The organism is Cereibacter sphaeroides 2.4.1 (assembly GCF_000012905.2).
GTDB classification, from domain to species: domain Bacteria; phylum Pseudomonadota; class Alphaproteobacteria; order Rhodobacterales; family Rhodobacteraceae; genus Cereibacter_A; species Cereibacter_A sphaeroides.
The window spans coordinates 2,426,987-2,450,615 of record NC_007493.2; the positions used below are offsets into that span (position 1 = coordinate 2,426,987).

Sequence of the window (23,629 nt, forward strand, 5' to 3'; positions counted from 1 at the left end):
TTTGCCCTCAGGGCTAGCAGCTTCGCGGAGGCGGATCCAGAGAGCAGCGACCCGCCAGAATCATCTGGCGCCGCAGGGGGATTGGGATAGGGTCGACGACATGAGACATGCCCTGACCCTTCTGCTGCTGCCCCTGCTCGCCGCCTGCGCCACGCCGCAGGAACGCTGCATCTCGCAGGTCACGCGCGACCTGCGGGTGGTGGACGCGCTGATCCAGGAAGGCGAGCTGAACCTCGCGCGCGGCTATGCGATCGAGGAGGTGACGGACTATCGCACCGAATGGGTGCAGTGCGGCCCGCCCATCGTGCGCTACCGTCCGGACGGCAAGCGGGTGGTCTATCCGGCCCGGCACTGTTTCGATCAGGTGCCCTACACGGTGCGCCAGCCCAAGGCCATCGACCTCGCCTCGCAGGCCCGGACGCTGGAGCAGCTGAAGCGCAAGCGGGCCGAACTGGCCCGGGCGGCCGGGCCGGCCGTCCAGCAGTGCCGCGCGACCTATCCCGAGACGAAGTGACCGGCCGGACAGCCGCCGTCAGTGCACCGGCGCCAAGGCCGGGTCGATCAGGCTGCGTCCGCCGTCGAGCGTCACCACCTGTCCCGTCATGAAGGCCGCCGCGTCCGAGGCGAGGAACTGCACCGTCTCGACGATCTCGGCCGGCGAGGCGATGCGCTTCATCGGCGTGCGCTCGGTGATCTGGGCGCGCATCGCCGGGCTGTCCTTCAGCGCGGTCTGGAGGCTCGCGCTCATGACCGAGCCGAAGGAGACCGCATTCACCCGGATGCCCTTCGAGGCCAGCGCCACCGCCATCGACCGCGTCATCTGCTCGACCGCGGCGCAGCTGATCGAATAGGCCAGAAGCTCGGGCTGGGTGCGGATCGCGGCGATGGAGGAGAGGTTGATGATCGAGCCCACCTGCGTGGGCTTCTCGTCGCTCTTCTCGGCCCGCGCGATCATCCGCTTGGCCGTCAGCTGGGTGAGGCGCAGGCTGGTCAGCATATTCTGCTGCAGAAGCGTCTCGACCGCATCCTCTTCCGGGCAGAGCGGATCGGACAGAGCCACCTGACGACTCGCATTCACGAGGATGTCGACCCGGTCGAAGGCATCCATCGTGGCCGACAGGAGGTTGGTGATCGTCAGCTTCTCGCGCAGGTCGCCCGCGAACATGCGCACCGGGCCCTCGGCCCGCGCCTCCTCGCCGATCTGGTCGGCGAGCCGTTCCTCGTCCATGTCCACGAACATCACGTTCGCGCCCTTGTCGACGAAGTGCCGCGCCACCGCGAGGCCGATGCCGGCGGCGGCCCCGGTCACGATGGCCGTCTTGCCGGAAATGATGAGCGACATGGGAAACTCCCGTTATGCAGATGTGCCGCCCGCGCGCTGGGGTCGGGACGCGCGGACGATCCTGAAGGCGGCATCGCCGCCGATGTCCTCGACCTCGCGGAAGAGCGTGCGGAGGCCGCGGTCATAGGGCAGATGGCGGTTGGCCACCAGCCAGAGCACCCCGGTGGGGGCGAGAAGCCGCGCAGCCGCCTGCAGGAAGCCCATCCCGATGGCGGGATCGGCCTCGCGGGTCGTGTGGAAGGGCGGGTTGCAGACCACCAGATCGGCGGGCTTCGAGAGACGGAAGCGGGTGGCGTCGGCCCAGTGGAAATGGGCGCGCTCGTCCGGGACGTTGAGCCGTGCGCAGTCGAGCGCCGCATGTTCGGCCTCGACGAGATCGATCCGCTTCACCGGCCGCCGCTCGAGCACCGCGCGCGCCAGATAGCCCCAGCCCGCGCCGAGATCGACGACCCGGCCCGAGAGATCCGTGGGCAGCGCCTCGACCAGAAGCTGCGAGCCGCGGTCGGGCGCATCGGCCGAGAAGATGCCGGGCAGCGTGCGGAAGCCGCCCGCGATCTCCGTGGGTCGCGCGGCCCAGTCCTCGAGCCCCGGACCGGCCGCGAAAGTGAAGAGCTTGCCGTGCGCCTTGGAGAGGGTGGCCGAGACCGCCAGCCGCTCGGACAGATCGCGCCACATCGGCTCGACACCGTCGGTCTTCTGCCCGTCCACCACGATCAGCCCGCCCGGCTCGACCGAGGCCGCCGCCTCGGCCAGAAGCGCGCGGGCCTCGGCCCGGGCGCGCGGCAGGCAGACGATGGCAGCGGCATGGCCCGCACCGCCGGCGATGCCCACTTTATACCCCTGCGCCGCGAGAGCGTCGTGATCGGGGCGGAAGCCCTGCACCAGCACCAGCCGGTCCCTGGGCAGCGCCGAAAGATCCTCGGCCGCGCGCGGACGATAGACGACGATACTGCCCGCATCGGGCAGGACGACCGCGCCGGTTTCCAGCGCCAGTGTCAGACGGGCAGAGCGCATCCGAAGGCCCCGGGGCCTATTCCTTTTCCATGGTGCATTGCAGCGGATGCTGGTGGCGCCGCGCGAAATCCATCACCTGTGCCACCTTGGTCTCGGCCACCTCGAAGGAGAAGACGCCCACCACCGCGAGACCCTTCTTGTGGACCGTCAGCATGATCTCGAACGCCTGCGCGTGGCTCAGGCCGAAGAACCGCTCGAGCACATGGACCACGAATTCCATGGGCGTGTAATCGTCGTTCAAGAGCAGCACCTTGTAGAGCGGTGGCCGCTGGGTCTTGCTGCGGGTCTTGGTCAGGATGGACGTGTCGTCGCCGGGGCCGCCCGTCTTGTCGGACATGTGAAGCGGACGAAGGGTCAAGATCGTGACTCCTGCCGATGGGCGGATTCGGGAATTGGCGCGAGAGAGAGAGTATAGTCGTTTTTCGTCCGTCGGAAAGAGGCGCACATGACGCGGACGGGCTTGCGGGCCCTGACCGGCACGCTTAATCCGGCAGCGACGGGAGGAGCCATGGACCGGCGCATCACCACCATCGCGTTCGACGCGGACGACACGCTCTGGCAGAACGAGACCTTCTACCGGCTGACGCAGGAGCGCTTCGCCGCCCTCCTCGCCCGGCATGTCGAGAAGGACCGGCTGCACGAGCGGCTCCTGGCGGCCGAGCGCCGCAACCTCGGCCGCTATGGATTCGGCATCAAGGGCTTCATGCTGTCGATGATCGAGACCGCCATCGAGGTGACGGAAGAACGCGTGCCCGCCGGCGTCATCGGCGAGATCATCGCAGCCGGTCAGGAGATGCTCGCCCATCCGATCGAGCTTCTGGACCATGCACGCGAGGCGGTGGAGGCTCTGGCGGCCGATTACCGTGTCCTGCTGGTCACGAAAGGCGATCTTCTCGATCAGGAGCGGAAGCTCGCCCAATCGGGCCTCGGCGACATGTTCCATGCCGTCGAGATCGTCTCGGACAAAAACGCCCGCGTCTACGACCGGATCTTCCGGCGCCACGGCGACGGGCCGGAACGCGCGCTGATGGTGGGCAACTCCTTGAAATCCGATGTTCTTCCTCCGATCGAGGCCGGGGGATTCGGCGTGCATGTCCCGCATGGCCTCACCTGGGCGCTGGAACATGCCGATCCGCCGGACGGGCATCCGCGCTTCTTCACCCTGCCCGACCTGTCCGGCCTGCCGGCGCTGGTCGAGAGGCTTAACGAGAATCTCCCATAACTTGAGGTTCTTGCGCATCCGCGCCCCAGATCTGCCACAGTGACTGAAAAGGCCCGCGAAACCCCTTGAAACTGAGGGGTTTTCCTGAATCACCTCCTGTGCTAGCGTCACTTCAAATCACAAATCCCCTGGACCGAACGGGAACCGGCGGGAACGAGGCAGACAGAAGGACAGGCGACGTGACATCGCAGCTGGGGCAGTACGTCCGACAAGTGCTTTTCGTGTTCGTGGCCATGGTGATGGCGGCACAGTCCGCTGTGGCCGCGCCCTACGCCGCCATCGTGATGGATGCGCGAACGGGCGAGACCCTTTACGAGACCAACTCCGAGACACGCCTGCATCCGGCCTCGCTCACGAAGATGATGACGCTCTACATCACCTTCCAGGCGATCCAGCGCGGCGAGATCTCGCTCGACAGCCTCGTGACGGTGACGAAGAACGCGGCCGCCGAGCCGCCCTCCAAGCTCGGCCTCAAGTCGGGCCAGCGCATTGCGCTGCGCTACCTGATCCGCGCAGCGGCGGTGAAATCGGCCAACGACGCCGCCACCGCGATCTGCGAGGCCGTGGGCGGCTCCGAAGCGGCCTTCGCCGAGCGGATGAACCGGACGGCCAAGGCCATCGGCATGACGAAGACCACCTTCAAGAACTGCAACGGCCTGACCGCCGAGGGCCACCTGTCCACCGCGCACGACATGAACGTCCTGGGCCGGCGGCTGTTCTTCGATTTCCCGCAATATTACAACATCTTCTCGCGCCGCCGCGCCGATGCCGGCGTGACCACGGTCGCCAACACCAACACCCGCTTCCTCGACGCCTACAAGGGCGCCGACGGGATCAAGACCGGCTACACCTCGCCCGCGGGCTACAACCTCACCGCCTCGGCGCAGCGCGGCAACAAGCGCATCATCGCCACCGTCTTCGGCGGCAAGAGCACCGCGCACCGTAACGCCAAGATGGCGGATCTGCTGGATCTGGGCTTTCGCGAGGCCCCGGAGAATGCAAAGGTTCGCAAGCCTGCCCCGATCGACGCCGGCGCGCTCGCCATTGCCTCGGCGCAGGCGGCCCAGCGGCAGCAGCCCGTTCCGATCGCATCCCTGACCAGCTCGCCCCGCCCGCTGGCACGGCCGGGCTCGCAGGCGGCCCTCGCCGCCGCGGCGATGGTGAACTCCATGCAGGGCGGGATCGAGAGCGCGCTGGCCCAGGCCTCGGCCGAGGATGCGGTGGCGATGCAGATCGCGCAGGCGGTGGACTACGGCGGCGAAGGCTCGGACTCGGGCGTCACGCCGCGCAGCCGGCCCGTGCTGCAGCTCGCCGCCGCCGCGCCGGTGCCTACCTCGCCCGAAGTCATCACCCGCATGTCGACCTCCGGCGGTCGGCACTGGGGCGTGAATGTGGGCCGCTTCCCCTCGCGCACCGCGGCCGAGCGCCAGCTCATGCAGATCGCCCTGGCCGAGACCGGGACGCTGGCCGAGGGTCTGCGCAAGATCATCGACCGCCCCGGCGGGTACGATGCCAACTTCATGGGGCTCACGCAGGATCAGGCCGACCTCGCCTGCCGCCGCCTGCAGGCCCGCGCCATCCAGTGCTTCGCCATCGGGCCGTAAGATCCGGCCCGAGCCAAAGGACGAAGGCCCGCGGAGAGATCCGCGGGCCTTTTCGTTTGGGGTCAGTCTGCCGCCGGACCTGTATCCCGGCGCCGCAAAGCGCGTGCTACTGGCGCGGATGCTCGTCGTAGTCGGTCTTGAGGATCCGGTTCGCATCCCCCTCCGGGTCATCGTACTGGCGCGACCTGAGCGACCAGAAGAAGGCGGCAAGCCCCAGCCCCCCGAGGAAGAGCGAGATCGGGATGAGATAGGCGAGGATGTCCATCACTTCACCCGCAGCGCGTTGAGCGAGACGCTGATCGAGGACAGCGACATGGCGAGCGCCGCCGCCAGCGGGGTCGCAAGGCCCACCAGCGCGAGAGGCACCGCCACCACGTTGTAGGCGGCCGAAATGGCAAAGTTCTCGCGGATGCGCTTGGTGGCCTTCACCGAGATGCGCGCGGCATCGGCGATGGGCGCCATGTCCTTGCCCAGAAGCACGATGTCGGACGCCACCCGCGCCGCATCGAGCGCGGAAGCAGGCGAGATCGACACATGGGCCGCGGCCAGCGCCGCAGTGTCGTTCAGCCCATCGCCCACCATCAGCACGCGCCGCCCCTCGGCAGTGAGGTCGGCCACCCGCTGCGCCTTCTCGGCCGGAAGCTGGCCCGAGCGCCACTCGCCGATGCCGAGCCGCCCTGCGAGCTCGGCCACGGCGCCTTCGGTATCGCCCGAAAGGAGGAGGATCCGCTTGCCCTGCCCCGCCAGCGCCCGCACGGCCTCTTCCGCGCCGGGACGCAGCCGGTCGGAGAAGGTGATGGCGCGCGTGGCCGCTCCGGTCGAGAGGTAGGTCGCGGTCACGGGCTCGGGCGCAGCACCCACCCATTCGGCGCGGCCGAGCCGGACGGTGCGGCCCTCGAGCCGGCCCTCGATGCCGAAGCCCGGCACTTCGCGCAGGTCGGTGACGGCCGCGGGCTGCACCCCCTGCCCCCTTGCGGCGAGCGCGAGCGCCATGGCCAGAGGATGCGCCGAGGACGCGGCCAGCGCCGCCGCCAGCGTCAGATCCGCCGGGGGAAGCGTCGCGAGATTGGTGGGCTCGGGCGTGCCCAGCGTCAGCGTGCCGGTCTTGTCGAAGACGACCGTATCCACCTCGGCGAGACGTTCCAGCGCGGTGCCGTCCTTGATGAGCAGCCCCTTGCGGAAGAGCCGCCCGCTCGCCGCCGTCACCACGGCGGGCACGGCGAGCCCCAGGGCGCAGGGGCAGGTGATGATGAGCACGGCGGCCGAGATGTTGATCGAGGTGCGCACGTCGCCCTTCGTGATCCACATCCAGACCCCGAAGGCGGTGAAGGAGAGGATATGGACCAGCGGCGAGTAGAGCCGCGAGGCGCGTTCCGCGAGGGACGTGTAGCGGGTCTTGGCGCTTTCGGCGACCGCCACGAGATCGGCCATCCGATGCAGCGAGCTGTCGCGCCCGGCCGCCGTCACCCGCACCGTGAGCGGGCCGGTGAGGTTCACCTCACCCGCCGAGACCACGGTTTCGGGGCCGGCCGGCACCGGCAGGCTCTCGCCGGTGAGGAGCGAGCGGTCGAGCTCGGAGAAGCCTTCGGCCACCACACCGTCGACCGGCATCCGCCCTCCAGGCCGCACGCGCACCAGATCGCCCGCGGCAAGCTCGGCAATCGGCACCGTCACTTCCTCGCCATCGCGCAGGAGCATGGCGCGCGGCACTTCCAGCGCCGCCAGTTCCTCGGCTGCCGAACGGGCGACGGCGCGGGTGCGGTGGTCGAGATAGCGGCCCGCGAGCAGGAAGAAGGTCAGCATCACCGCCGCGTCGAAATAGGCGTGGTGGCCGGAATGGAAGGTCTCGAAGAGCGAGATCGACGAGGCGAGGATGATGGCGAGCGAGATCGGCACATCCATCCCGAGCCGCCCGGCGCGGAGCGCCGTCCAGGCGTTGCGGAAGAAGGGCTGGCCCGCGAAGACCACGGTCGGCAGGGCGATGGCGGCCGAGATCCAGTGAAAGAGATCGCGCGTCGCGGCCTCGGCGCCCGACCAGACGGCCACCGACAGCAGCATCACGTTCATCATCGAGAAGCCGGCCACGCCGAGGCGCATCAGGAGGTCGCGCCCCTGCCGGTCGGTCTCGGTGGCCGACAGCATCCCGGCATCGAGCTCGTGGGCCTCGTAGCCCAGCCGCGACAGCGCCTCGACCAGCTGGGCCGCCGTCACCTCGGGCTCGGCATCGACCGAGACCCGGCGCAGCGTGAGGTTCACCCGCGCCGAGCGCACGCCCGCGAGCTTCTCGAGACCGCCCTCGACGGTGGTCATGCAGGCGGCGCAATGGGCGGTAGGCAGCGACAGGACGAGCCGCCCGCCGGCGGGCCCGGCCATGGCGGCCAGCCGTTCGGCGGAAGGTGCGGCAAGGCAGGCGGGACAGGCCGAGGCACCGCCGGGCGCCTCGGAGGACGGCAGGTCGATGCGCTCGGCCAGCGACATGGCTCAGTCCTCGACGAAGAGATCGAGGCGTTGGCGGAAGGCGGTGCCGCTCGGCGACGTGGCCTCCACCCTCAGCATCCACTTGCCGCGCGCGAGATCCTGCGGCGCGCGGAAGGCGCCGTCGCGCAGCACGAACTCAGGCTGGCGGTCGTCGCTCGCTTCTGTCGTGCGGCCCACCAGCACATCGAGCGCGCTGACCGCCGCGGGGCGGCCATCGGCGCCGGTGAAGCGCAGGCTGATTTCCCGCGCCGCTTCGTCGTAGTCGGCCACCAGCGTCCAGCCGAGCGCCTGCTGCGACGCCCGTTCGACATCGAAGGTCTGGCTGGCGACATAGGGGTTATCGACCTCGAGGCCGGGGAAGGTCGAGATCGCCTTGAAGGCCATCAGCAGGTTCACCGCGATGATGACCCCGAAGGCCCCCACGGTGATCGCCAGAACCTTGCGCCCGGTCATCTCGGCCATGTCAGTTGCCCCTTCCGTTGAAGATCGTGTCGTGATGCACCCGCTGCCCGGCGGCGAGATCCTCGACCCAGAGGCGCAGGTCCGTCCGCTCGGCCTCGGCGGCGGGCGTGCCCTTGCCCGCGATGATGTAGACCCGCTGGGTCATGGTCTCGTTCGCGGGCACCGTTACCACGGTCGCCGGGTGCCCCTCCAGCGAAAGCGCCAGATCCGCCTCGCTCGTCACCGAGATCTGATAGTCGCGCGCCTCGCCCTGCTTGTTGCGCAGCCGGACGTCGTAGGTGTTGCGGATCGAGCCGTCCGAGAGCGTGACATAGAGCGGATTGCGCAGCGGGGTGACGTTGATGTCGATGGGCGAGCGCAGGAAGAGCGCCACGATCAGCGCGAGCCCCACCCCGGACCAGAGCGCGGTATAGATGAGGGTGCGGAGCCGGAAGACATGCCGCCAGGCAGAGCGCGGGGACCTGCCCTCGCGCTCCGCGCGCTCGTCGGTCAGGGCGAGATAGCCGATCAGGCCGCGCGGCTTGCCGATCTTGTCCATGACCTCGTCGCAGGCGTCGATGCAGAGCGCGCAGGTGATGCAGGCGAGCTGCTGTCCGTCGCGGATGTCGATGCCCATGGGGCAGACGTTCACGCAGGCCATGCAGTCGATGCAGTCGCCCTGATCGGGGCTGAGCGGCTCGCCCTTCTTCAGCTTGCCGCGCGGCTCGCCCCGCCATTCGCGGTAGGCGACGGTGATCGTCTCCTCGTCCATCATCGCGGCCTGGATGCGTGGCCAGGGGCAGGCATAGATGCAGATCTGCTCGCGCGCGAAGCCGCCGAAGGCGAAGGTGGTGGCAGTCAGCGTGGCCATGGTGATGTAGGCCACCGGATGGGCGTTCCCCGTCAGGAGATCGACGAGAAGCGTCGGCGCATCGGTGAAATAGAACACCCAGGCGCCGCCGGTGGCCAGACCGATCAAGAGCCAGAGCGTCCATTTCGTGAGGTATTTCCGCGTCTTCTCGAGATCCCACCGCTGGCGCAGCAGGCGGATGCGCGCGTTGCGGTCGCCCTCGACCCAGCGCTCGACGAGGATGAAGAGATCGGTCCAGACCGTCTGGGGGCAGGCATAGCCGCACCACACCCGGCCCGCCGCCGAGGTGAAGAGGAAGAGCCCGAGCCCCGCCATGATGAGGAGGCCCGCGACGAAGTAGAATTCGTGCGGCCAGATCTCGATCATGAAGAAGAAGAAGCGCCGGTTGGCCAGATCGACGAGGATCGCCTGATCGGGCAGGTTCGGCCCGCGGTCCCAGCGCAGCCAGGGCGCGATGTAGTAGATCCCCAGCGTCACGCCCATGATCCACCACTTCAGGCTGCGGAACTTGCCGCTCACCCGCTTGGGAAAGACGGGCTCGCGCTTGGCGTAGAGGCTGCTGGTTTGGGTATCGGGGCTGGTCACGACGGACTCCGGCTACAAGGATGTTCCGGGTGCTATCAGACGAAACCGCCCGCGCAACTTGACTTCGGTCAATATTACGCATCCGTGATACATCATTCACGGCGCGGATCGGCTGTCCGCCTCCCGCCCCTCGGGGCGTGGAGGCACCGACCCTCCGCACTCGGAACGCGCGAACTGGAACGAGGGCCGGCGTCGGCCCGGGAGAGATCCCCCGGGCCGCTTCAGCTCCTTGGATTACTCGCCACCGCCGAGGCCGTGGACATAGACGGCGACCGACCGGATGTCCGCCTCGGTGAGGCGGGCGTTCCAGTTCGGCATCACGCCGAAGCGGGCATAGGTCACCGTTTCGGTCACGGTGGCGCGATCTCCGCCATAAAGCCAGATCGCGTCGGTCAGGTTCGGCGCACCCACATCGCGGCTTCCGGTGCCGTCCTCGCCGTGGCAGGCGGCGCAGTTGTCGGCGAAGATGGTGGCGCCTTCCGCGGACAGGGCCGCATCGTGGTCCTGACCCGAGATCTGCAGCACATATTCCACGACCTGCGAGATCTGGGTGCTGTCGAGCAGACCATCGGCCCCGAAACGCGGCATCTCGGAATAGCGCGCCTCGTCGTCGGTGGTGTTGCGGATGCCGTGGGTGACGGTGGTGTGGATCGACTCGATGTCGCCGCCCCAGAGCCAGTCGTCATCCAGCAGGTTCGGATAGCCCACGTTGCCCGCCGCGCCCGAGCCGTGGCACTGCACGCAGTTGGTGCGGAACACGGCCGCACCGGCGTTGGTCGCATATTGCAAGAGGTTCGGATCGGCAGCGATGGCCGTCAGGTCCGTGTTGACCAGTTGCTGCCGGATGGTGGCATTGGCCTCGGCAAAGGCCTCGATGTCACGCTGCACGTCCGCCCGGGTCGAATGGCCGATCAGCCCGTTCGTCGCCCCGTTGATCAGCGGCCAGGCCGGGTAGAGGATCGAATAGCCGATGGCCCAGACGATGGTGACGTAAAAGGTCCAGAGCCACCAGCGCGGCATCGGGTTGTCGAACTCTTCAATGCCATCCCAGGAATGGCCCGTGGTCGGCGGCTCGCCGGGCTTCTGTTTCGTCGGTTTCACACTCATTTCCTCGCCTCCTCGGACGACGACACCGGGTCGTCGTCGGCGGGTTTCGTCTCGTGGCGGAAGATCGCGCTGGCAGCCTCGTCATGATCCTTCCGGCTGCGCGGACGCCAGGCCCAGAACACCACGCCCACGAAGAAGAGCGTCATCACGATCAGCATCCAGCTGTCCGCGAAGCCACGCAGCAGGCTGTAGGTATCCATGCCTGCGCTCCCTTACCGGCTATCGTCGGGAGTGAAGGTCGAGAAGTCGACCATCGTGCCCAGCACCTGCAGGTAGGAGATGAGGGCGTCCATCTCCGTCAGCTCGGCCTGCCCGTCGAAGTTCCGCACGGCGGCCTTGCCGTAGCGCTCGAGCAGCCCGTCCGTATCGGCGTCCGGGTTGGCCTGCGCTTTGAAGTCGGCGACGGCATTCTCGAGCATCTCGTCGCTGTAGGGCACGCCCACGATCCGGTGCACCGACATCAGGTCGCGGATGTAGCGGCCGTCGATCACGGTGTGCGAGAGGAACCCGTATTTGGGCATGATCGATTCCGGCACCACCGACTGCGGGTTGGTCAGGTGATCGACGTGCCACTCGTCCGAATAGCGCTCGCCGACGCGGGCGAGGTCGGGCCCCGTCCGCTTCGAGCCCCACTGGAACGGGTGGTCGTACATCGATTCCGCCGCGAGGCTGTAGTGGCCGTAACGCTCGGTCTCGTCGCGCATCGGGCGGATCATCTGGCTGTGACAGACGTAGCAGCCCTCGCGGATGTAGATGTCGCGCCCGGCGAGCTCGAGCGGGGTGTAGGGGCGAACCCCCTCCACCTTCTCGATCGTGTTCTCGAGGTAGAACAGCGGCACGATCTGCACCAGGCCGCCGATGGTGACCACGAAGAAGCTGAAGATCAGCAGCAGCGTGGCGTTGGTCTCGAGGATCTTGTGTTTGGCAAGGATACCCATGGCTGTCCCCTTATCTTCACTCAGCGGGAACGGCCGCGGCGCGCACCACCCGCGAGGGGGCGCTGGTCACGGTTTTCCACAGGTTGTAGCACATGATGAGCGCACCGGTGAGGTAGAGCACCCCGCCGAGACCCCGCACCACGTTCATCGGGAACTTGGCAGCCACCGTGTCGGCGAAGGCGTTCACGAGGAAGCCGTTCGCATCCACTTCCCGCCACATCAGGCCTTCCATGATGCCCGAGACCCACATCGACGAGGCGTAGAGCACGATGCCGATGGTGGCGAGCCAGAAGTGCCAGGAGACGAGGCTGAGGCTGTAGAGCCGTTCCTTGTTCCACAGTTTCGGCGTGAGGAAGTAGAGCGCGCCGAAGGTGATCATGCCGTTCCAGCCGAGCGCGCCGGAATGGACGTGACCGATGGTCCAGTCGGTGTAATGGCTGAGCGAGTTCACGGCCTTGATCGACATCATCGGGCCCTCGAAGGTCGACATGCCGTAGAAGCCGATCGAGACGACCATCATGCGGATGATCGGATCGGTGCGCAGCTTGTCCCAGGCGCCCGAGAGCGTCATCAGGCCGTTGATCATCCCGCCCCAGGACGGCATCCAGAGCATGATCGAGAACACCATGCCGAGGGTCGAGGTCCAGGTCGGCAGCGCCGTGTAGTGCAGGTGGTGCGGACCGGCCCAGATATAGAGGAAGATCAGCGCCCAGAAGTGCACGATCGACAGTTTGTAGCTGTAGACGGGACGCTCGGCCTGCTTCGGCACGAAGTAATACATCATGCCGAGGAAGCCCGCGGTCAGGAAGAAGCCCACCGCGTTGTGGCCGTACCACCACTGCACCATGGCGTCCTGCACGCCCGAGAAGACCTGCACGGACTTCGAGCCGAAGAACGAGACCGGGATCGAGAGGTTGTTGAAGATGTGGAGCATCGCCACGGTGACGATAAAGGCAAGGTAGAACCAGTTGGCCACATAGATGTGGGGTTCCTTGCGCTTGATGATCGTGCCGAGGAAGGCCGCGAGATAGCAGACCCAGACGATGGTCAGCCACAGGTCGAGATACCATTCCGGCTCGGCATATTCCTTCGACTGGGTGGCGCCGAGCAGATAGCTCTGGGCCACGAGCACGATGAACAGGTTGTAGCCCCAGAAGACGAACCAGCCGAGGTTGCCGCCCCAGAGGCGCGCGGCCGAGGTGCGCTGCACGACATAGAAGCTCGTCGCGATCAGGGCGTTGCCGCCGAAGGCGAAGATCACCGCGGAGGTGTGCAGCGGACGCAGCCGTCCGAAGTTCAGATAGCCGTGCGCCCATTCGAAGTTGAGCTGGGGAAAGGCCAGCTGGAAGGCGATGATGACGGCCACCAGAAAGCCCACCACGCCCCAGAAGGCCGTCGCCACCACACCGTAGCGGATGACCCCGTCCATATATTCCGTCTGAAGCGCCGGCTTCGGACGGACCTCGTCCCCGACCCGGCGCACCTGCCACAGGAACAGGCCGCCGGCCACCAGCATGACCGATACGGCGTTCACCATGTATGCGAGGTCGCGCGCGTAGTTGGCTGCGATCGCGGCACACAGCGCGATCACGCCGAGCGCGACCAACTTAACGTAATCCCACATCTTGCGTCCCTTCGTCTTCGCTAGGCCGACTCCCCCGGCCGATGCTAATCGACAGGCCGTGTGTGGCGGCATGTCGCGGAATCTGCCTTGATCCATGTCAATGGTTTCGGTCCTGATACTTGATCCTCATCAAGGAACAAAGCCCCATTCGATCACACATTCGGGGTCCATATCCCATCGGCTGGAGGTTGTGAGATGGCCTATAAATCCTTGCTGACGGTGGCCACTTCGCCCGAGCGAGTCGAGCCGGCGATCACCGTTGCATCGCGCCTCGCCCTGAGCAGCGATGCGCATCTCGACGTGCTGGCGCTTGGCATCGATGGCACCCAGGTGGCCTACTACAACATGGGCGGCACGGCGGTCGTGCTGCAGATGGCGCTGGAACGCGCCGAACAGGAAGCGCAGGCGGTCGAGAAGGCGGCGGCGGCGGCGCTGTCGGCCCAGCCCGCGATGCTGCGCGCGTCGGTCGAGTCGGCCGTGGCGCAGATGGGCGGGCTCGCGGGGCTGGTGGCGCTGCGCTCGCGCTTTGCCGATCTCGTCGTGCTGTCCCGCCCCTACGGCAAGGGCCGGGGCGCGGAAACCGAAGCCGTGGTCGAGGCCGCGCTCTTCGAGGGTCAGGCGCCGGTTCTGGTGGTGCCCGACGATCCGGCCCTGAGCGAGCGGTTCGGCCACCGGATCGTCATCGCCTGGGACCAGAGCCGCGAGGCGCTGACGGCGGTGCGCAAGGCCATGCCGTTCCTTCTGCGCGCCGACAATGTGGACATCGTGATCGTCGATCCCGCGGCCCATGGCGCCGAACGGTCGGATCCGGGCGGCGCGCTCTGCCAGATGCTCGTGCGCCACGGGGTCCGGGCCGAGGTTTCGGTGCTGGCCAAGACGATGCCGCGCATTTCCGACGTGATCGCGCGCCATGTGCGCGATCAGGATGCCGATCTTCTGGTGATGGGTGCCTACGGCCATTCCCGCTTCCGCGAGGCGATCCTCGGCGGGGCCACGCGGGACATGCTCGAACTGGCGGAAGTACCCGTCCTGATGGCGCACTGACGGAAGAAGGGGCTGCCTCTGCCCGCCTCGCAAGGGGCGGGCCTTTTCAAGCCGGCCGGGGCGGGACCGGCGGGTCGCCTCAGACCGGCAGACCGCCGTCGCTGTCGTCGCCGGCCTCTTCGAGCAGACGGGCGAAGTCTGTCACGATCACATGCCGCTTGCCTTCGAGCGCGATCACCCCGTCCCGCTTCAGCGCCGAGACCTGACGGCTCACGGTCTCGAGCGTCAGGCCGAGGTAATCCGCCATCTCCTCGCGCGTGAGCGGCAGGTCGAAGGTCATGGGTCCGTTCGACTCGCGCAGCTTCAGCGCCGCGTCGCGCCGGGCGATGATCGCAAGCAGGCTCGCGATCTTCTCGCGCGCCGTCTTGCGTCCCAGGAGCAGCATCCATTCGCGCGCGGCATCGAGCTCGTCGAGCGTCATCTCCAGCAGGCGCTGCCCCACATGGGGCGTCTTCTGCATCATTTCCTCGAAGGGCTTGCGCCGGAAGCAGCACATCAGCAGGTCGGTCGTGGCGGTCACGTCATAGGCCACGGTCTGCCGGCCGGGACGGCCCACGAAATCCGAAGGCAGCAGAAGGCCCACCATCTGCCGGCGGCCGTCCTCCATCGTCTGGGTCAGCGTCGCGATGCCGGTGACGACCGACGCCACGAAATCCATCTTGTCGCCCGACCAGATCACGGTCTGACCGGCCTGATAGCTGCGGTAATACTTGATCTGCTCGAGCGTCGCGAGTTCTTCGGAGTCACAGCGTGCGCAGACGGCACGATGACGGATCGGGCAGTCGCCGCAGCGGTGAAGGATGGTTGGGACTTCGTGCAGCGTCATGCCGTTTTCCCCGCTTGATCTGAATCAAAGCAATAGACGACTTTCACGCCTAGCGAAAGCCGATGGCGGCCGTTTCTCATCTTGCAAAACTCGGGCTATTTGACGCGCGGGTTCCACGCTACACGAGCTACCCGACGGCGCCGAACTTCGGTGTCGGGGTAACCGAGAACCTCCATGCGGACTGGATCTCGTCCATTCCTGCGGGAGGTTCAATATCATTATACCTCCATGTCCCTTTCTGTCGCAGGCTCTGCTGGTTCTGCGCCTGCCGCACTCAGGGGACGAGTTCGGACGCCCCCGTGCGCGCTTATGCCGCAGCCCTCAAATCCGAGCTCGCGCTCCTGCGGGCGCGGCTCGCTCCGGGCGTGCGACTGGCGCGGATGCACTGGGGCGGGGGCACGCCCACGCTCCTGCCGCCCACGCTGATCCATGAGCTGGCTCTGGCGATCCGCGATGCGGTGCCGTCCGATGCCGAGACGGACTTCTCGGTCGAAATCGATCCGACCGAGATCGATGCCGCGCGCCTCGATGCCCTGTTCGAGGCCGGCATGACCCGCGTCTCGATCGGGGTGCAGGACTTCGACCCCCTGATCCAGCAGTCCATCGGCCGGGAGCAGAGCTTCGAGCTCACCCAGCGCCTGACCGAGGATCTGCGTCACCGCGGGCTGATGGGCCTCGATGCCGACATTCTCTACGGGCTGCCGCACCAGACGGCGCCCGGCGTCGCGGATTCGGTCCAGAAGCTCCTGTCGCTCTCGCCCGATAGGGTGGCGGTGCTGGGCTATGCCCATGTGCCGGCCGTCTCGCGGCGTCAGCTCATGATCCCCACGGCCTCGATCCCCGGTCCGGAGGAGCGGCTCGATCTCTTCGAGACCGCGCGAACCCTCATCCTCTGGGACGGCTACCAGCAGGTCGGTCTCGACCATTTCGCCCGCGCGGGCGATCCGCTTGCCCATGCCCATGCCTGCGGCCGGCTGTGCCGCTCGTTCCAGGGCTACACGGACGACCGGGCCGAGGTGCTGATCGGCCTCGGCGCCTCGGCCATCTCGCGCTTTCCGCAAGGCTTCACCCAGAATGCGCCCAGCACGTCCGACCATCTGCGGGCGATCCGGTCGGGCCGGTTCTCCACGGCCCGCGGCCATGTGCTGAGCGACGAGGACCGGCTGCGCGGGCGGATGATCGAGCAGCTCCTCTGTGAATTCCGCATCAGCCGCGCCCAGATCCTTGCCCGCTTCGCCGTCGCGCCCGAGCGGCTCGAGACGCTGTTCCGCACCTGCGCCGCGGCCTTCCCGGGGGTGGTGGAGATCACGGGCCACGGGCTCGAGATCCTCGAGGAGGGCCGCCCCCTCGCCCGCATCGTCGCCCGCAGTTTCGACCGTTACGATGCCAGCGGCAAGCCGCAGGGCGCGATCTGAGGCACCCGCCTCAGCGCGGACCGTGACGCTCCACCCAGTCGACCAGCCGCGGCAGGCAGATGCGGCGCAGATCGTAGCGGTCCCGGATCGTCGCGCGCGCGGCCGCACGCAAGGGCATCATCCGCTCGGGCTCGGCCAGCGCCCGGATCAGCGTGCGTGACCAGCCCGGCCCGTCGAAGAAATCCACCAGAAGCCCGTTCCGCCCGTCCTCGATCAGCTCCTCGACCGGCGCCGTGCGCGAGCCCACCACGAGCGCGCCCGCCGACATGGCCTCGAGCAGCGACCAGGACAGGACGAACGGATAGGTGAGATAGGCATGGGCCTGGCTCACCTGCATCAGCGCCTTGAACCGGTCGTAAGGCACGCGGCCCACGAAATGCACCCGCGACAGGTCGAGGCGGGGGCCCAGCTCTTCCACGAAATGCTGCTTCCAGCTTCCCTCCGAGGGGGCGGGGCCGTAGCTCACGCCGTCGCCGCCCACCAGCACCACCTGCGCCTCGGGCCGCGCGGCCAGAACCTCGGGCAGCGCCCGCAGGAAGATGTGATAGCCGCGGTAGGGCTCGAGATTGCGGTTGACGAAGGTCAGCACCTCGTCGCCTGCCCGCAGCACCCGCCCGTCCGGCAGCTCGAACCGGGCCGAGGCATCGGGCGCCACGGCATCGGTATCGACGCCGTCGTGGATCACCTCGATCATCCGGCGCAGCGGGGGCGGATAGGTCGAGGCCTGCCATTCGGTGGGCGAGAGGCCCGCATCGGCATGAAGCAGCGCCTGCCCCAGATGGGCCGCCCGGCCTTGCGCGATCATCACCCCGTCGAAGCCGCGCCGGTCGAATTCGGGATCGAAGCCTACGTCCTGGCCCACGCCGCGATAGTAGAACTCGGCATAGATCAGCAGCTTCGCCTCGGGCCAGACCTCCTTCAGGAACAGGGTCTCGCCCCAGCCCGAATGGCCCACGATCACGTCGGGACGGTAGCCGCGCTGATCGCGGAGCTGCAGCGCCGCCCGCGCCACGCTCACGCCCCGGTCGCTCATCTGGGTGAAGTTCCGCCCGAGGCGTGTCGCCTGCGGGTCGGGCGCGGGCGCCTCGTGCCGGTAGCGCAGCACCGGGATCGGCGCCTCGCGCCGGTTCTCGCCATCGGTGAGGGCGAGGCACTCATGGCCCCTGCCCTGCAGTTCGGGCGCGAGATGCAGGAACTGGCCGGGGAAGTTCTGATGGACGAACAGGATCTTCATGGGCGTCACACGGCTTCGGGCACCGCGTCTCCGAAGGCCGCCGCCAGAAGCGTGCGGGTATAGTCGGTCTGCGGCGCGGCGAAGAGCTCCGCCCCCTCCCCCGCCTCGACGACATTGCCCTCCTTCATCACGATCACCTTGTGCGAGAGGGCGCGCACCACCCGCAGGTCGTGGCTGATGAAAAGGTAGGCCAGACCCCATTTCCGCTGCAGGTCGCGCAAAAGGTCCACGATCTGCACCTGAACCGTCATATCGAGCGCACTCGTTGGCTCGTCCAGCACGACGAACTTCGGCCGCAGGATCATGGCGCGGGCGATGGCCACGCGCTGGCGCTGGCCGCCCGAGAATTCGTGCGGATAGCGCCCCATCGCCGCCGGATCGAGCCCGACCTCGGTCAGGATCTCGGCCACCATCGAGCGGCGGTCGCGTCCCGGCTCGACGCCATGCACGCCCAGCCCCTCGGCCACGATCTGCTCGACCGTCATCCGCGGCGAGAGGCTGCCATACGGGTCCTGAAACACGATCTGCATGTCGCGCCGGATCTCGCGCAGCGCCCGCGACCGGCGGCTGTGGATCTCCTGCCCGAGAAAGAGGATCGGCCCCTCGGACTCGATCAGCCGCAGGATGCCGAGCCCGAGCGTCGTCTTGCCCGAGCCGCTCTCGCCCACCACGCCCAGCGTCTCGCCCTCGCGGATCGAGAGGCTGACGCCGTTCACCGCCTTCACATGGCCGACCGTCCGCCGGAGGATCCCGCGCTGGATCGGAAACCAGATCCGCAGCCCGTCGGTCCGCACGATCTCCTTCGCCCCCTCGGGCACCGGATCGGGCCTGCCCGTGGGCTCCGCCGCGAGGAGCTTCCGGGTATAGGGATGTTCCGGCGCCTCGAAGATGCGCCGCGCCGGGCCCTGCTCGACGATGGCGCCGCCCTGCATGACGCAGACCCGGTCGGCGATGCGGCGCACCACGCCGAGATCGTGGGTGATGAACAGAAGGCTCAGCCCCTCGGTGCGCTTCAGCTCGGCCAGAAGGTCGAGGATCTGCGCCTGGATCGTCACGTCGAGCGCGGTCGTGGGCTCGTCGGCGATCAGCAGATCCGGCCCGTTGGCCAGCGCCATGGCGATCATCACCCGCTGCCGCTGCCCGCCCGACAGCTGATGCGGATAGGCGCCGAGCCGCGTCTCGGGATCGCGGATGCCGACCTTGCTCAGCAGCTCGAGGATCCGCACCCGCGCCGCCTCTCCGGCGAGGCCCTGATGCAAAGCGAGGCTCTCGCCGATCTGCCGCTCGATCGTGTGCAGCGGGTTGAGCGAGGTCATCGGCTCCTGAAAGATGAAGCTGATGTCATTGCCGCGCACCCGGCGCAGCTCGGCCGCGGGGGCGCCCACCATCTCGCGGCCCTCGTAGCGGACCGATCCGCCGACCTCGGCGCTGTCGGGCAGGAGTGCCACCGTCGAGAGCGCCGTCACCGACTTGCCCGATCCGCTCTCGCCCACCAGCGCCACGGTCTCGCCGCGCCCGACGGTGAAGGAGACGCCCTTCACCGCCTCGACGGTCCGCCCGTCCTGCCGGAAGCGGACGGTGAGGTTCGACACGTCGAGGACCGGCGCCCCCGCGTCGCTGGCGTCGCGGCCGGTCATCGGAAGGTCTTTCTCGGGTCGAAGGCGTCGCGGACGCCCTCGAAGATGAACACCATGAGCGAGAGCATGATGGCGAAGGCGAAGAAGGCGGTGAAGCCCAGCCACGGCGCCTGAAGGTTCTGCTTGGCCTGCAGCGTGAGCTCGCCCAGCGAGGGCGCCGAGGAGGGCAGACCGAAGCCGAGGAAGTCGAGCGCCGCGAGGCTGCCGATGGTGCCGGTGATGATGAAGGGCAGCATGGTCAGCGTGGCCACCATGGCGTTGGGCAGCACATGGCGGAACATGATGACGAGATCCGACACCCCGAGCGCCCGGGCCGCGCGGACATATTCGAAGTTCCGCGCCCGCAGGAACTCGGCCCGGACCACGCCGATCAGGCTCGTCCAGCCGAAGAGCACCATGAGGCCCACGAGAAGCCAGAAGTTCATCTGCCAGATCGCGGCCACGATGATGATGATATAGAGCGAGGGGGTCGAGCCCCAGAGCTCGATCACCCGCTGGAAGATCAGGTCGGTAAGCCCGCCGAAATAGCCCTGCACCGCGCCCGCCGCGATGCCGATGGCGGAGGTGAGGAAGGTCACGATCAGCGCGAAGGCCACCGACAGGCGGAAGCCGTAGATCACCCGCGCCAGCACGTCGCGCGCCGTGTCGTCGGTGCCGAGCCAGTGGTCGGCATCGGGCGGCGAGGGCGCCGCGCGACCGATGTCGTTGATCGTGTCGTAGCTGTAGGGAATGAGCGGCCAGAGGATCCAGCCCTTCTCGATGGGCTCGCCTGCCACCGTGCCGGTCTCGGCCTCGGCAAGGATCGCCTCGGGATCGTCGAAACAGGTGTCGAGCCCGCCCGAGCGGATCAGGCAGCGCACCTCGGGGTCGCGATAGGCGGCCTCGGTCTGGAAATCGCCGCCGAAGGTGGTCTCGGGATAGAAATGGGTGATGGGCGTATAAAGGCTGCCGCGGTAGCTCACCAGCAGCGGCTTGTCGTTGGCGATGAGCTCGGCGAAGAGCGACAGGCCGAAGAGCACCGAGAAGATGAAGAGCGAGACATAGGCCCGCCGGTTCGCCTTGAAGTTCCGCCAGCGGCGCTGGTTGAGCGGGGACAGCGCCATCTCAGCCCCGCGTCCCGAAGTCGATGCGCGGATCGATCCAGACATACATCAGGTCCGACAGGATCCCCATGAGCAGGCCGAGCAGGCCGAAGACGAAGAGCGTGCCGAAGATCACCGGATAATCCCGCGCCACCGCCGCCTCGAACCCGAGCCGGCCCAGCCCGTCGAGCGAGAAGATCGTCTCGATGATGAGGCTGCCGCCGAAGAAGACCGAGACGAAGACGGACGGGAAGCTCGCGATCACGATGAGCATCGCATTGCGGAAGACATGGCCGTAGAGCACCCGGCCCTCGGCCAGTCCCTTGGCCCGCGCGGTCATCACATATTGCTTGCGGATCTCCTCGAGGAAGGAGTTCTTCGTCAGCAGCGTGAGCGTGGCGAAGGCCGAGATCGTCGAGGCCACCACGGGCAGGGTGATGTGCCAGAAATAGTCGGCCACCTTGCCCAGCGGGGACAGGCTGTCCCAGTTGTCAGATGTCAACCCGCGCAGGGGGAACCACTGCCAGTAGGATCCGCCCGCGAAGAGCACGAGGAGCAGAATCGCGAAGAGGAAGCCCGGGATCGCATAGGCCACGATGATGGCGCCGCTCGTCCAGGTGTCGAAGCTCGATCCGTCGCGGACGGCCTTGCGGATGCCGAGCGGGATCGAGACCAGATAGGCGATCAGCGTGGACCAGAGCCCGAGCGAGATCGAGACCGGCATCTTCTCCTTGACCAGATCCACCACCGAGATCGAGCGGAAGTAGCTCTCGCCGAAGTCGAAGCGGACGTAGTTCCACATCATGTCGAGGAAACGCTCCAGCGGCGGCTTGTCGAAGCCGAACTGCTTCTCGAGCTGGGCGATGAATTCGGGCGGCAGCCCGCGCGAGCCGACGTAGCGTTCGGACGTCTGCGCCGAGGGTGCGCTCGCCGTGCCGGCATCGCCGCCGCCCGCAACGGTCTGGAACACGTCGCCCTGCCCGTCGAGCCGCGCCAGCACCTGCTCGATCGGGCCGCCCGGCACGAACTGCGTCAGGACGAAGTTGATGACCATGATGCCGAACAGGGTCGGCACGATCAGAAGAAGTCGCCGGAGGATGTAGGCTCCCATGGGGGGATGCAGCCCTTACTGTCTCAAGGCGCCCGCGTCACGCAGCGCCTGGGCCTTGTCGGGGTTGAACCACCAGAAGTCCAGCTCGCCCAGCGCATAGGGCGGCAGGGTCTCGGGATGCTCGAACATGTCGTAATAGGCGACGGTGTTGCTGGCCTTGTACCATTGCGGCACCCAGAACCGCTGCAGCCGCAGCACCCGGTCGAGCGCCTTGGTCGCCACTTCGAGCTCCTCGGAGGTCTTGGCGGCCAGAACCACCTCGATCATGCGGTCCACAGCCTTGTCCTTCAGGCCCATGATGTTGAAGGCCGAGATGTCGGCGGTCTCCGACCCGTAATACTGCTTCAGCTCGGCGCCCGAGATGTAGTTCGTGCGCGCATTGCCGGTGGTGATGTCGAAATCGTAGCTCGGCGGCCGGGTGCGGCTTTCCATCTGGGCATTGTCCACGCGCGTCATCAGCGCATCCACGCCCAGCGCGCGCAGGTTCTCGACGAAGGGGCTGATGACCCTGTCGAAGGTCTGGCTGTCGTTGAGGAATTCGACGCGCAGCACCTCGCCCTTGGCGTTGCGGCGCATCCCGTCCGAGCCCACGGTCCAGCCCGCCTCGTCCAAGAGCTTGCTCGCCGCCCGGAGGTTCCTGCGGTCGAGCTGCCGTTCGCCAGAGACGGGCGGGCTGACCGGGGGCTCGGTGAGGATCGAGGCCGGCAGCAGGCCCTCGTCGACGAGCGGCTTCAGAAGCGCCGCCTCGGCCTCGGAGGGCGCGCCCTCCGCCTCGAGGTAGCTGTTTTCCCAGAAGGAATCGACGCGGGTATAGAGGCCGTAGAACAGCGTCTGGTTCGACCATTCGAAGTTGAACATGAGGTTCAGCGCCTCGCGCACCTTCGGGTCCTGGAACTTCTCGCGCCGGAGGTTCAGCATCCAGCCCTGCCCCGTGGCCTTGGCGCCCGAGGGCAGCTCGACCTTCACCACATGGCCGGTCTGGACGGCGGGGAAGTCGTAGCCCGTGGCCCAGAGGATCGAGGAGGCCTCGTTGCGGAAGGTGTAGCTGCCGCCCTTGAAGCCCTCGAAGGCCGCATTGTAGTCGGCGTAATATTCGATGCGGATCGCGTCGAAATTTCCGGTGCCGCGCATGAGCGGCAGGTCCTTGCCCCAGTAGTCGGGATTGCGGCGGTAGACGACGGTCTGGCCCACCTTCATCCGGCTCTCGTCGAGCACATAGGCGCCCGAACCGAGGAAGGGCTTCAGGCTTCCCTCCTCGAGGTCGAGCCCCTCGCGCTCATACTGCGCCTTGGACAGGACCGGCAGCCCGCCCACGTCCTGCGGCAGATCGCGGGTGGGGATGCCCTTCTTGAAGGTGAACTTCACCCGATGCGTGTCGAGCGCCTCGGCCCCCTCGACCTGCTGGGCGAAGATGGTGCGGAAATCGGTGAGCCCCTTGGCCACGAAGGTCTCGTAGGAAAAGACCACATCCTCTGCGGTGACGGGGGTGCCGTCCGAGAATTTCGCCTCGGGGCGCAGGTTGAAGATCACCCAGCTGCGGTCCTCGGGATATTCGAGCGTCTCGCAGAGCAGGCAGTAGGCCGCGCCGATCTCGTCGGCCGTGCCCGCGAGGATCGATTCATACATGATCGACGAGAGGGCCGCAGCCCGGCCCTTCACCGAATAGGGGTTCATCGAATCGAAGCCGCCGAAGGTCCATTCCGAGATCTCGCCGCCCTTGGGTGCGTCGGGATTGACGTACTCGAGGTGGGTGAAATCGGCCGGATATTTCAGATCGCCGAAGGTCGAGATGCCGTGCGCCTTGATGATCTTCGGCGCGTCCTGCGCATGGGCGGGCAGCGCCGCCGCGGCTGCGGCCAGCAGGCCGAGCCCCCCCAGAAGCCATGACCGCACGTCGGGAAGTCTCGAGACTGCGACCCTGCCCTGCGCCGTGCGCGCCGTGACTTCACCCATGCCGTTCCCCCTGCCTCGTGTCGCGCGCCTGGCGCCCGGTTCGCCATGCTACGGTGCATTGGGACGCAGTCTCAAGTTGCGATTGCGTGACGAGACGGCAG

General features: G+C 67.5%; 22 protein-coding genes. 5 read left to right on the forward strand and 17 right to left on the reverse strand.

The window, feature by feature from the left end:
- The first annotated feature begins 100 nt into the window (after nucleotides 1–100).
- Nucleotides 101–514, forward strand: a complete 414-nt coding sequence (locus tag RSP_RS11735) for a hypothetical protein (protein WP_011338415.1) — start codon at nucleotides 101–103, stop codon at nucleotides 512–514.
- An 18-nt stretch (nucleotides 515–532) separates the two neighbouring features.
- Here RSP_RS11735 and RSP_RS11740 read toward each other — a convergent pair whose 3' ends face one another.
- From RSP_RS11740 to clpS, 3 genes are read right to left on the reverse strand one after another with little or no spacing between them, the layout of a single operon-like run.
- Nucleotides 533–1,342: an SDR family NAD(P)-dependent oxidoreductase gene (locus tag RSP_RS11740; protein ID WP_002720866.1), complete on the reverse strand. Its 810-nt coding sequence runs from the start codon at nucleotides 1,340–1,342 to the stop codon at nucleotides 533–535.
- A gap of 12 nt (nucleotides 1,343–1,354) precedes the next feature.
- A complete protein-coding gene (locus RSP_RS11745; RefSeq protein ID WP_011338416.1) occupies nucleotides 1,355–2,356 on the reverse strand; it encodes a class I SAM-dependent methyltransferase in 1,002 nt (333 codons plus the stop codon).
- 16 nt (nucleotides 2,357–2,372) lie between these two features.
- Entirely contained in the window at nucleotides 2,373–2,693 is a 321-nt protein-coding gene (gene clpS, locus RSP_RS11750; protein ID WP_011338417.1) for an ATP-dependent Clp protease adapter ClpS, read from the reverse strand.
- Between the two features lie 171 nt (nucleotides 2,694–2,864).
- Here clpS and RSP_RS11755 point away from each other — a divergent pair, with 171 nt between their 5' ends.
- Nucleotides 2,865–3,578: an HAD family hydrolase gene (locus tag RSP_RS11755; protein WP_002720869.1), complete on the forward strand. Its 714-nt coding sequence runs from the start codon at nucleotides 2,865–2,867 to the stop codon at nucleotides 3,576–3,578.
- 179 nt (nucleotides 3,579–3,757) lie between these two features.
- Nucleotides 3,758–5,182, forward strand: a complete 1,425-nt coding sequence (locus RSP_RS11760) for a D-alanyl-D-alanine carboxypeptidase family protein (protein WP_011841606.1) — start codon at nucleotides 3,758–3,760, stop codon at nucleotides 5,180–5,182.
- Between the two features lie 106 nt (nucleotides 5,183–5,288).
- Here the strand turns inward: RSP_RS11760 and ccoS are convergent, their stop codons facing one another.
- The 8 genes from ccoS to ccoN all read right to left on the reverse strand — a co-directional run bounded on the left by ccoS (nucleotide 5,289) and on the right by ccoN (nucleotide 13,226).
- Nucleotides 5,289–5,447, reverse strand: coding sequence for a cbb3-type cytochrome oxidase assembly protein CcoS (ccoS, locus tag RSP_RS11765; RefSeq protein ID WP_002720871.1), 159 nt, complete (start codon nucleotides 5,445–5,447; stop codon nucleotides 5,289–5,291).
- A complete protein-coding gene (locus tag RSP_RS11770; RefSeq protein WP_011338419.1) occupies nucleotides 5,447–7,660 on the reverse strand; it encodes a heavy metal translocating P-type ATPase in 2,214 nt (737 codons plus the stop codon). The genes ccoS and RSP_RS11770 overlap by 1 nt, the downstream gene beginning before the upstream one ends.
- Before the next feature lie 3 nt (nucleotides 7,661–7,663).
- Nucleotides 7,664–8,122 (reverse strand): FixH family protein, encoded by a 459-nt coding sequence (locus RSP_RS11775; protein ID WP_011338420.1) that lies wholly within the window; start codon nucleotides 8,120–8,122, stop codon nucleotides 7,664–7,666.
- A 1-nt stretch (nucleotide 8,123) separates the two neighbouring features.
- Nucleotides 8,124–9,557 carry a cytochrome c oxidase accessory protein CcoG gene (ccoG, locus tag RSP_RS11780; protein ID WP_011338421.1) on the reverse strand — a complete coding sequence of 478 codons (1,434 nt, stop codon included), beginning with the start codon at nucleotides 9,555–9,557 and terminating at the stop codon, nucleotides 8,124–8,126.
- 234 nt (nucleotides 9,558–9,791) lie between these two features.
- Nucleotides 9,792–10,664: a cytochrome-c oxidase, cbb3-type subunit III gene (ccoP, locus tag RSP_RS11785; protein WP_011338422.1), complete on the reverse strand. Its 873-nt coding sequence runs from the start codon at nucleotides 10,662–10,664 to the stop codon at nucleotides 9,792–9,794.
- Nucleotides 10,661–10,864 carry a CcoQ/FixQ family Cbb3-type cytochrome c oxidase assembly chaperone gene (locus RSP_RS11790; RefSeq protein ID WP_002720876.1) on the reverse strand — a complete coding sequence of 68 codons (204 nt, stop codon included), beginning with the start codon at nucleotides 10,862–10,864 and terminating at the stop codon, nucleotides 10,661–10,663. The genes ccoP and RSP_RS11790 overlap by 4 nt, the downstream gene beginning before the upstream one ends.
- 12 nt (nucleotides 10,865–10,876) lie before the next feature.
- On the reverse strand, nucleotides 10,877–11,602 hold the full coding sequence (gene ccoO / locus RSP_RS11795; protein ID WP_002720877.1) for a cytochrome-c oxidase, cbb3-type subunit II: 726 nt from the start codon (nucleotides 11,600–11,602) through the stop codon (nucleotides 10,877–10,879).
- 16 nt (nucleotides 11,603–11,618) lie between these two features.
- Nucleotides 11,619–13,226, reverse strand: a complete 1,608-nt coding sequence (gene ccoN / locus RSP_RS11800) for a cytochrome-c oxidase, cbb3-type subunit I (RefSeq protein WP_011338423.1) — start codon at nucleotides 13,224–13,226, stop codon at nucleotides 11,619–11,621.
- A 195-nt stretch (nucleotides 13,227–13,421) separates the two neighbouring features.
- Between ccoN and RSP_RS11805 the strand changes: the two genes are divergently transcribed.
- Complete coding sequence (locus RSP_RS11805; RefSeq protein ID WP_002720879.1) at nucleotides 13,422–14,270, forward strand: universal stress protein; 849 nt, start codon at nucleotides 13,422–13,424, stop codon at nucleotides 14,268–14,270.
- Between the two features lie 79 nt (nucleotides 14,271–14,349).
- Here RSP_RS11805 and fnrL read toward each other — a convergent pair whose 3' ends face one another.
- On the reverse strand, nucleotides 14,350–15,096 hold the full coding sequence (gene fnrL / locus RSP_RS11810; protein ID WP_002720880.1) for a transcriptional regulator FnrL: 747 nt from the start codon (nucleotides 15,094–15,096) through the stop codon (nucleotides 14,350–14,352).
- Between the two features lie 62 nt (nucleotides 15,097–15,158).
- Between fnrL and hemN the strand changes: the two genes are divergently transcribed.
- Nucleotides 15,159–16,511: an oxygen-independent coproporphyrinogen III oxidase gene (gene hemN / locus RSP_RS11815; RefSeq protein WP_011338424.1), complete on the forward strand. Its 1,353-nt coding sequence runs from the start codon at nucleotides 15,159–15,161 to the stop codon at nucleotides 16,509–16,511.
- A gap of 10 nt (nucleotides 16,512–16,521) precedes the next feature.
- On the opposite strand, the gene RSP_RS11820 is transcribed toward hemN, so the two are convergent.
- Genes RSP_RS11820 through RSP_RS11840 form a run of 5 tightly spaced genes read right to left on the reverse strand, consistent with a single transcriptional unit; the run spans nucleotide 16,522 to nucleotide 23,528 of the window.
- A complete protein-coding gene (locus RSP_RS11820; RefSeq protein WP_011338425.1) occupies nucleotides 16,522–17,745 on the reverse strand; it encodes a glycosyltransferase in 1,224 nt (407 codons plus the stop codon).
- 5 nt (nucleotides 17,746–17,750) lie between these two features.
- On the reverse strand, nucleotides 17,751–19,382 hold the full coding sequence (locus RSP_RS11825) for an ABC transporter ATP-binding protein (protein ID WP_011338426.1): 1,632 nt from the start codon (nucleotides 19,380–19,382) through the stop codon (nucleotides 17,751–17,753).
- A complete protein-coding gene (locus RSP_RS11830) occupies nucleotides 19,379–20,485 on the reverse strand; it encodes an ABC transporter permease (protein WP_009561816.1) in 1,107 nt (368 codons plus the stop codon). Before RSP_RS11830 ends, RSP_RS11825 begins: the two co-directional genes overlap by 4 nt.
- Nucleotide 20,486: 1 nt before the next feature.
- Nucleotides 20,487–21,575 carry a microcin C ABC transporter permease YejB gene (locus tag RSP_RS11835; RefSeq protein WP_002720885.1) on the reverse strand — a complete coding sequence of 363 codons (1,089 nt, stop codon included), beginning with the start codon at nucleotides 21,573–21,575 and terminating at the stop codon, nucleotides 20,487–20,489.
- A gap of 15 nt (nucleotides 21,576–21,590) precedes the next feature.
- Nucleotides 21,591–23,528: an extracellular solute-binding protein gene (locus tag RSP_RS11840; RefSeq protein WP_011338427.1), complete on the reverse strand. Its 1,938-nt coding sequence runs from the start codon at nucleotides 23,526–23,528 to the stop codon at nucleotides 21,591–21,593.
- Nucleotides 23,529–23,629: the final 101 nt, after the last annotated feature.

Coding starts and splice junctions, on each gene's coding strand:
- RSP_RS11735 (WP_011338415.1), top strand. CDS start 101: ATGAGACATGCCCTGACCCTTCTGCTGCTGCCCCTGCTCGCCGCCTGC.
- RSP_RS11740 (WP_002720866.1), bottom strand. CDS start 1,342: ATGTCGCTCATCATTTCCGGCAAGACGGCCATCGTGACCGGGGCCGCC.
- RSP_RS11745 (WP_011338416.1), bottom strand. CDS start 2,356: ATGCGCTCTGCCCGTCTGACACTGGCGCTGGAAACCGGCGCGGTCGTC.
- clpS (WP_011338417.1), bottom strand. CDS start 2,693: ATGTCCGACAAGACGGGCGGCCCCGGCGACGACACGTCCATCCTGACC.
- RSP_RS11755 (WP_002720869.1), top strand. CDS start 2,865: ATGGACCGGCGCATCACCACCATCGCGTTCGACGCGGACGACACGCTC.
- ccoS (WP_002720871.1), bottom strand. CDS start 5,447: ATGGACATCCTCGCCTATCTCATCCCGATCTCGCTCTTCCTCGGGGGG.
- RSP_RS11770 (WP_011338419.1), bottom strand. CDS start 7,660: ATGTCGCTGGCCGAGCGCATCGACCTGCCGTCCTCCGAGGCGCCCGGC.
- RSP_RS11775 (WP_011338420.1), bottom strand. CDS start 8,122: ATGGCCGAGATGACCGGGCGCAAGGTTCTGGCGATCACCGTGGGGGCC.
- ccoP (WP_011338422.1), bottom strand. CDS start 10,664: ATGAGTGTGAAACCGACGAAACAGAAGCCCGGCGAGCCGCCGACCACG.
- RSP_RS11790 (WP_002720876.1), bottom strand. CDS start 10,864: ATGGATACCTACAGCCTGCTGCGTGGCTTCGCGGACAGCTGGATGCTG.
- ccoO (WP_002720877.1), bottom strand. CDS start 11,602: ATGGGTATCCTTGCCAAACACAAGATCCTCGAGACCAACGCCACGCTG.
- ccoN (WP_011338423.1), bottom strand. CDS start 13,226: ATGTGGGATTACGTTAAGTTGGTCGCGCTCGGCGTGATCGCGCTGTGT.
- RSP_RS11805 (WP_002720879.1), top strand. CDS start 13,422: ATGGCCTATAAATCCTTGCTGACGGTGGCCACTTCGCCCGAGCGAGTC.
- fnrL (WP_002720880.1), bottom strand. CDS start 15,096: ATGACGCTGCACGAAGTCCCAACCATCCTTCACCGCTGCGGCGACTGC.
- hemN (WP_011338424.1), top strand. CDS start 15,159: ATGGCGGCCGTTTCTCATCTTGCAAAACTCGGGCTATTTGACGCGCGG.
- RSP_RS11820 (WP_011338425.1), bottom strand. CDS start 17,745: ATGAAGATCCTGTTCGTCCATCAGAACTTCCCCGGCCAGTTCCTGCAT.
- RSP_RS11825 (WP_011338426.1), bottom strand. CDS start 19,382: ATGACCGGCCGCGACGCCAGCGACGCGGGGGCGCCGGTCCTCGACGTG.
- RSP_RS11830 (WP_009561816.1), bottom strand. CDS start 20,485: ATGGCGCTGTCCCCGCTCAACCAGCGCCGCTGGCGGAACTTCAAGGCG.
- RSP_RS11835 (WP_002720885.1), bottom strand. CDS start 21,575: ATGGGAGCCTACATCCTCCGGCGACTTCTTCTGATCGTGCCGACCCTG.
- RSP_RS11840 (WP_011338427.1), bottom strand. CDS start 23,528: ATGGGTGAAGTCACGGCGCGCACGGCGCAGGGCAGGGTCGCAGTCTCG.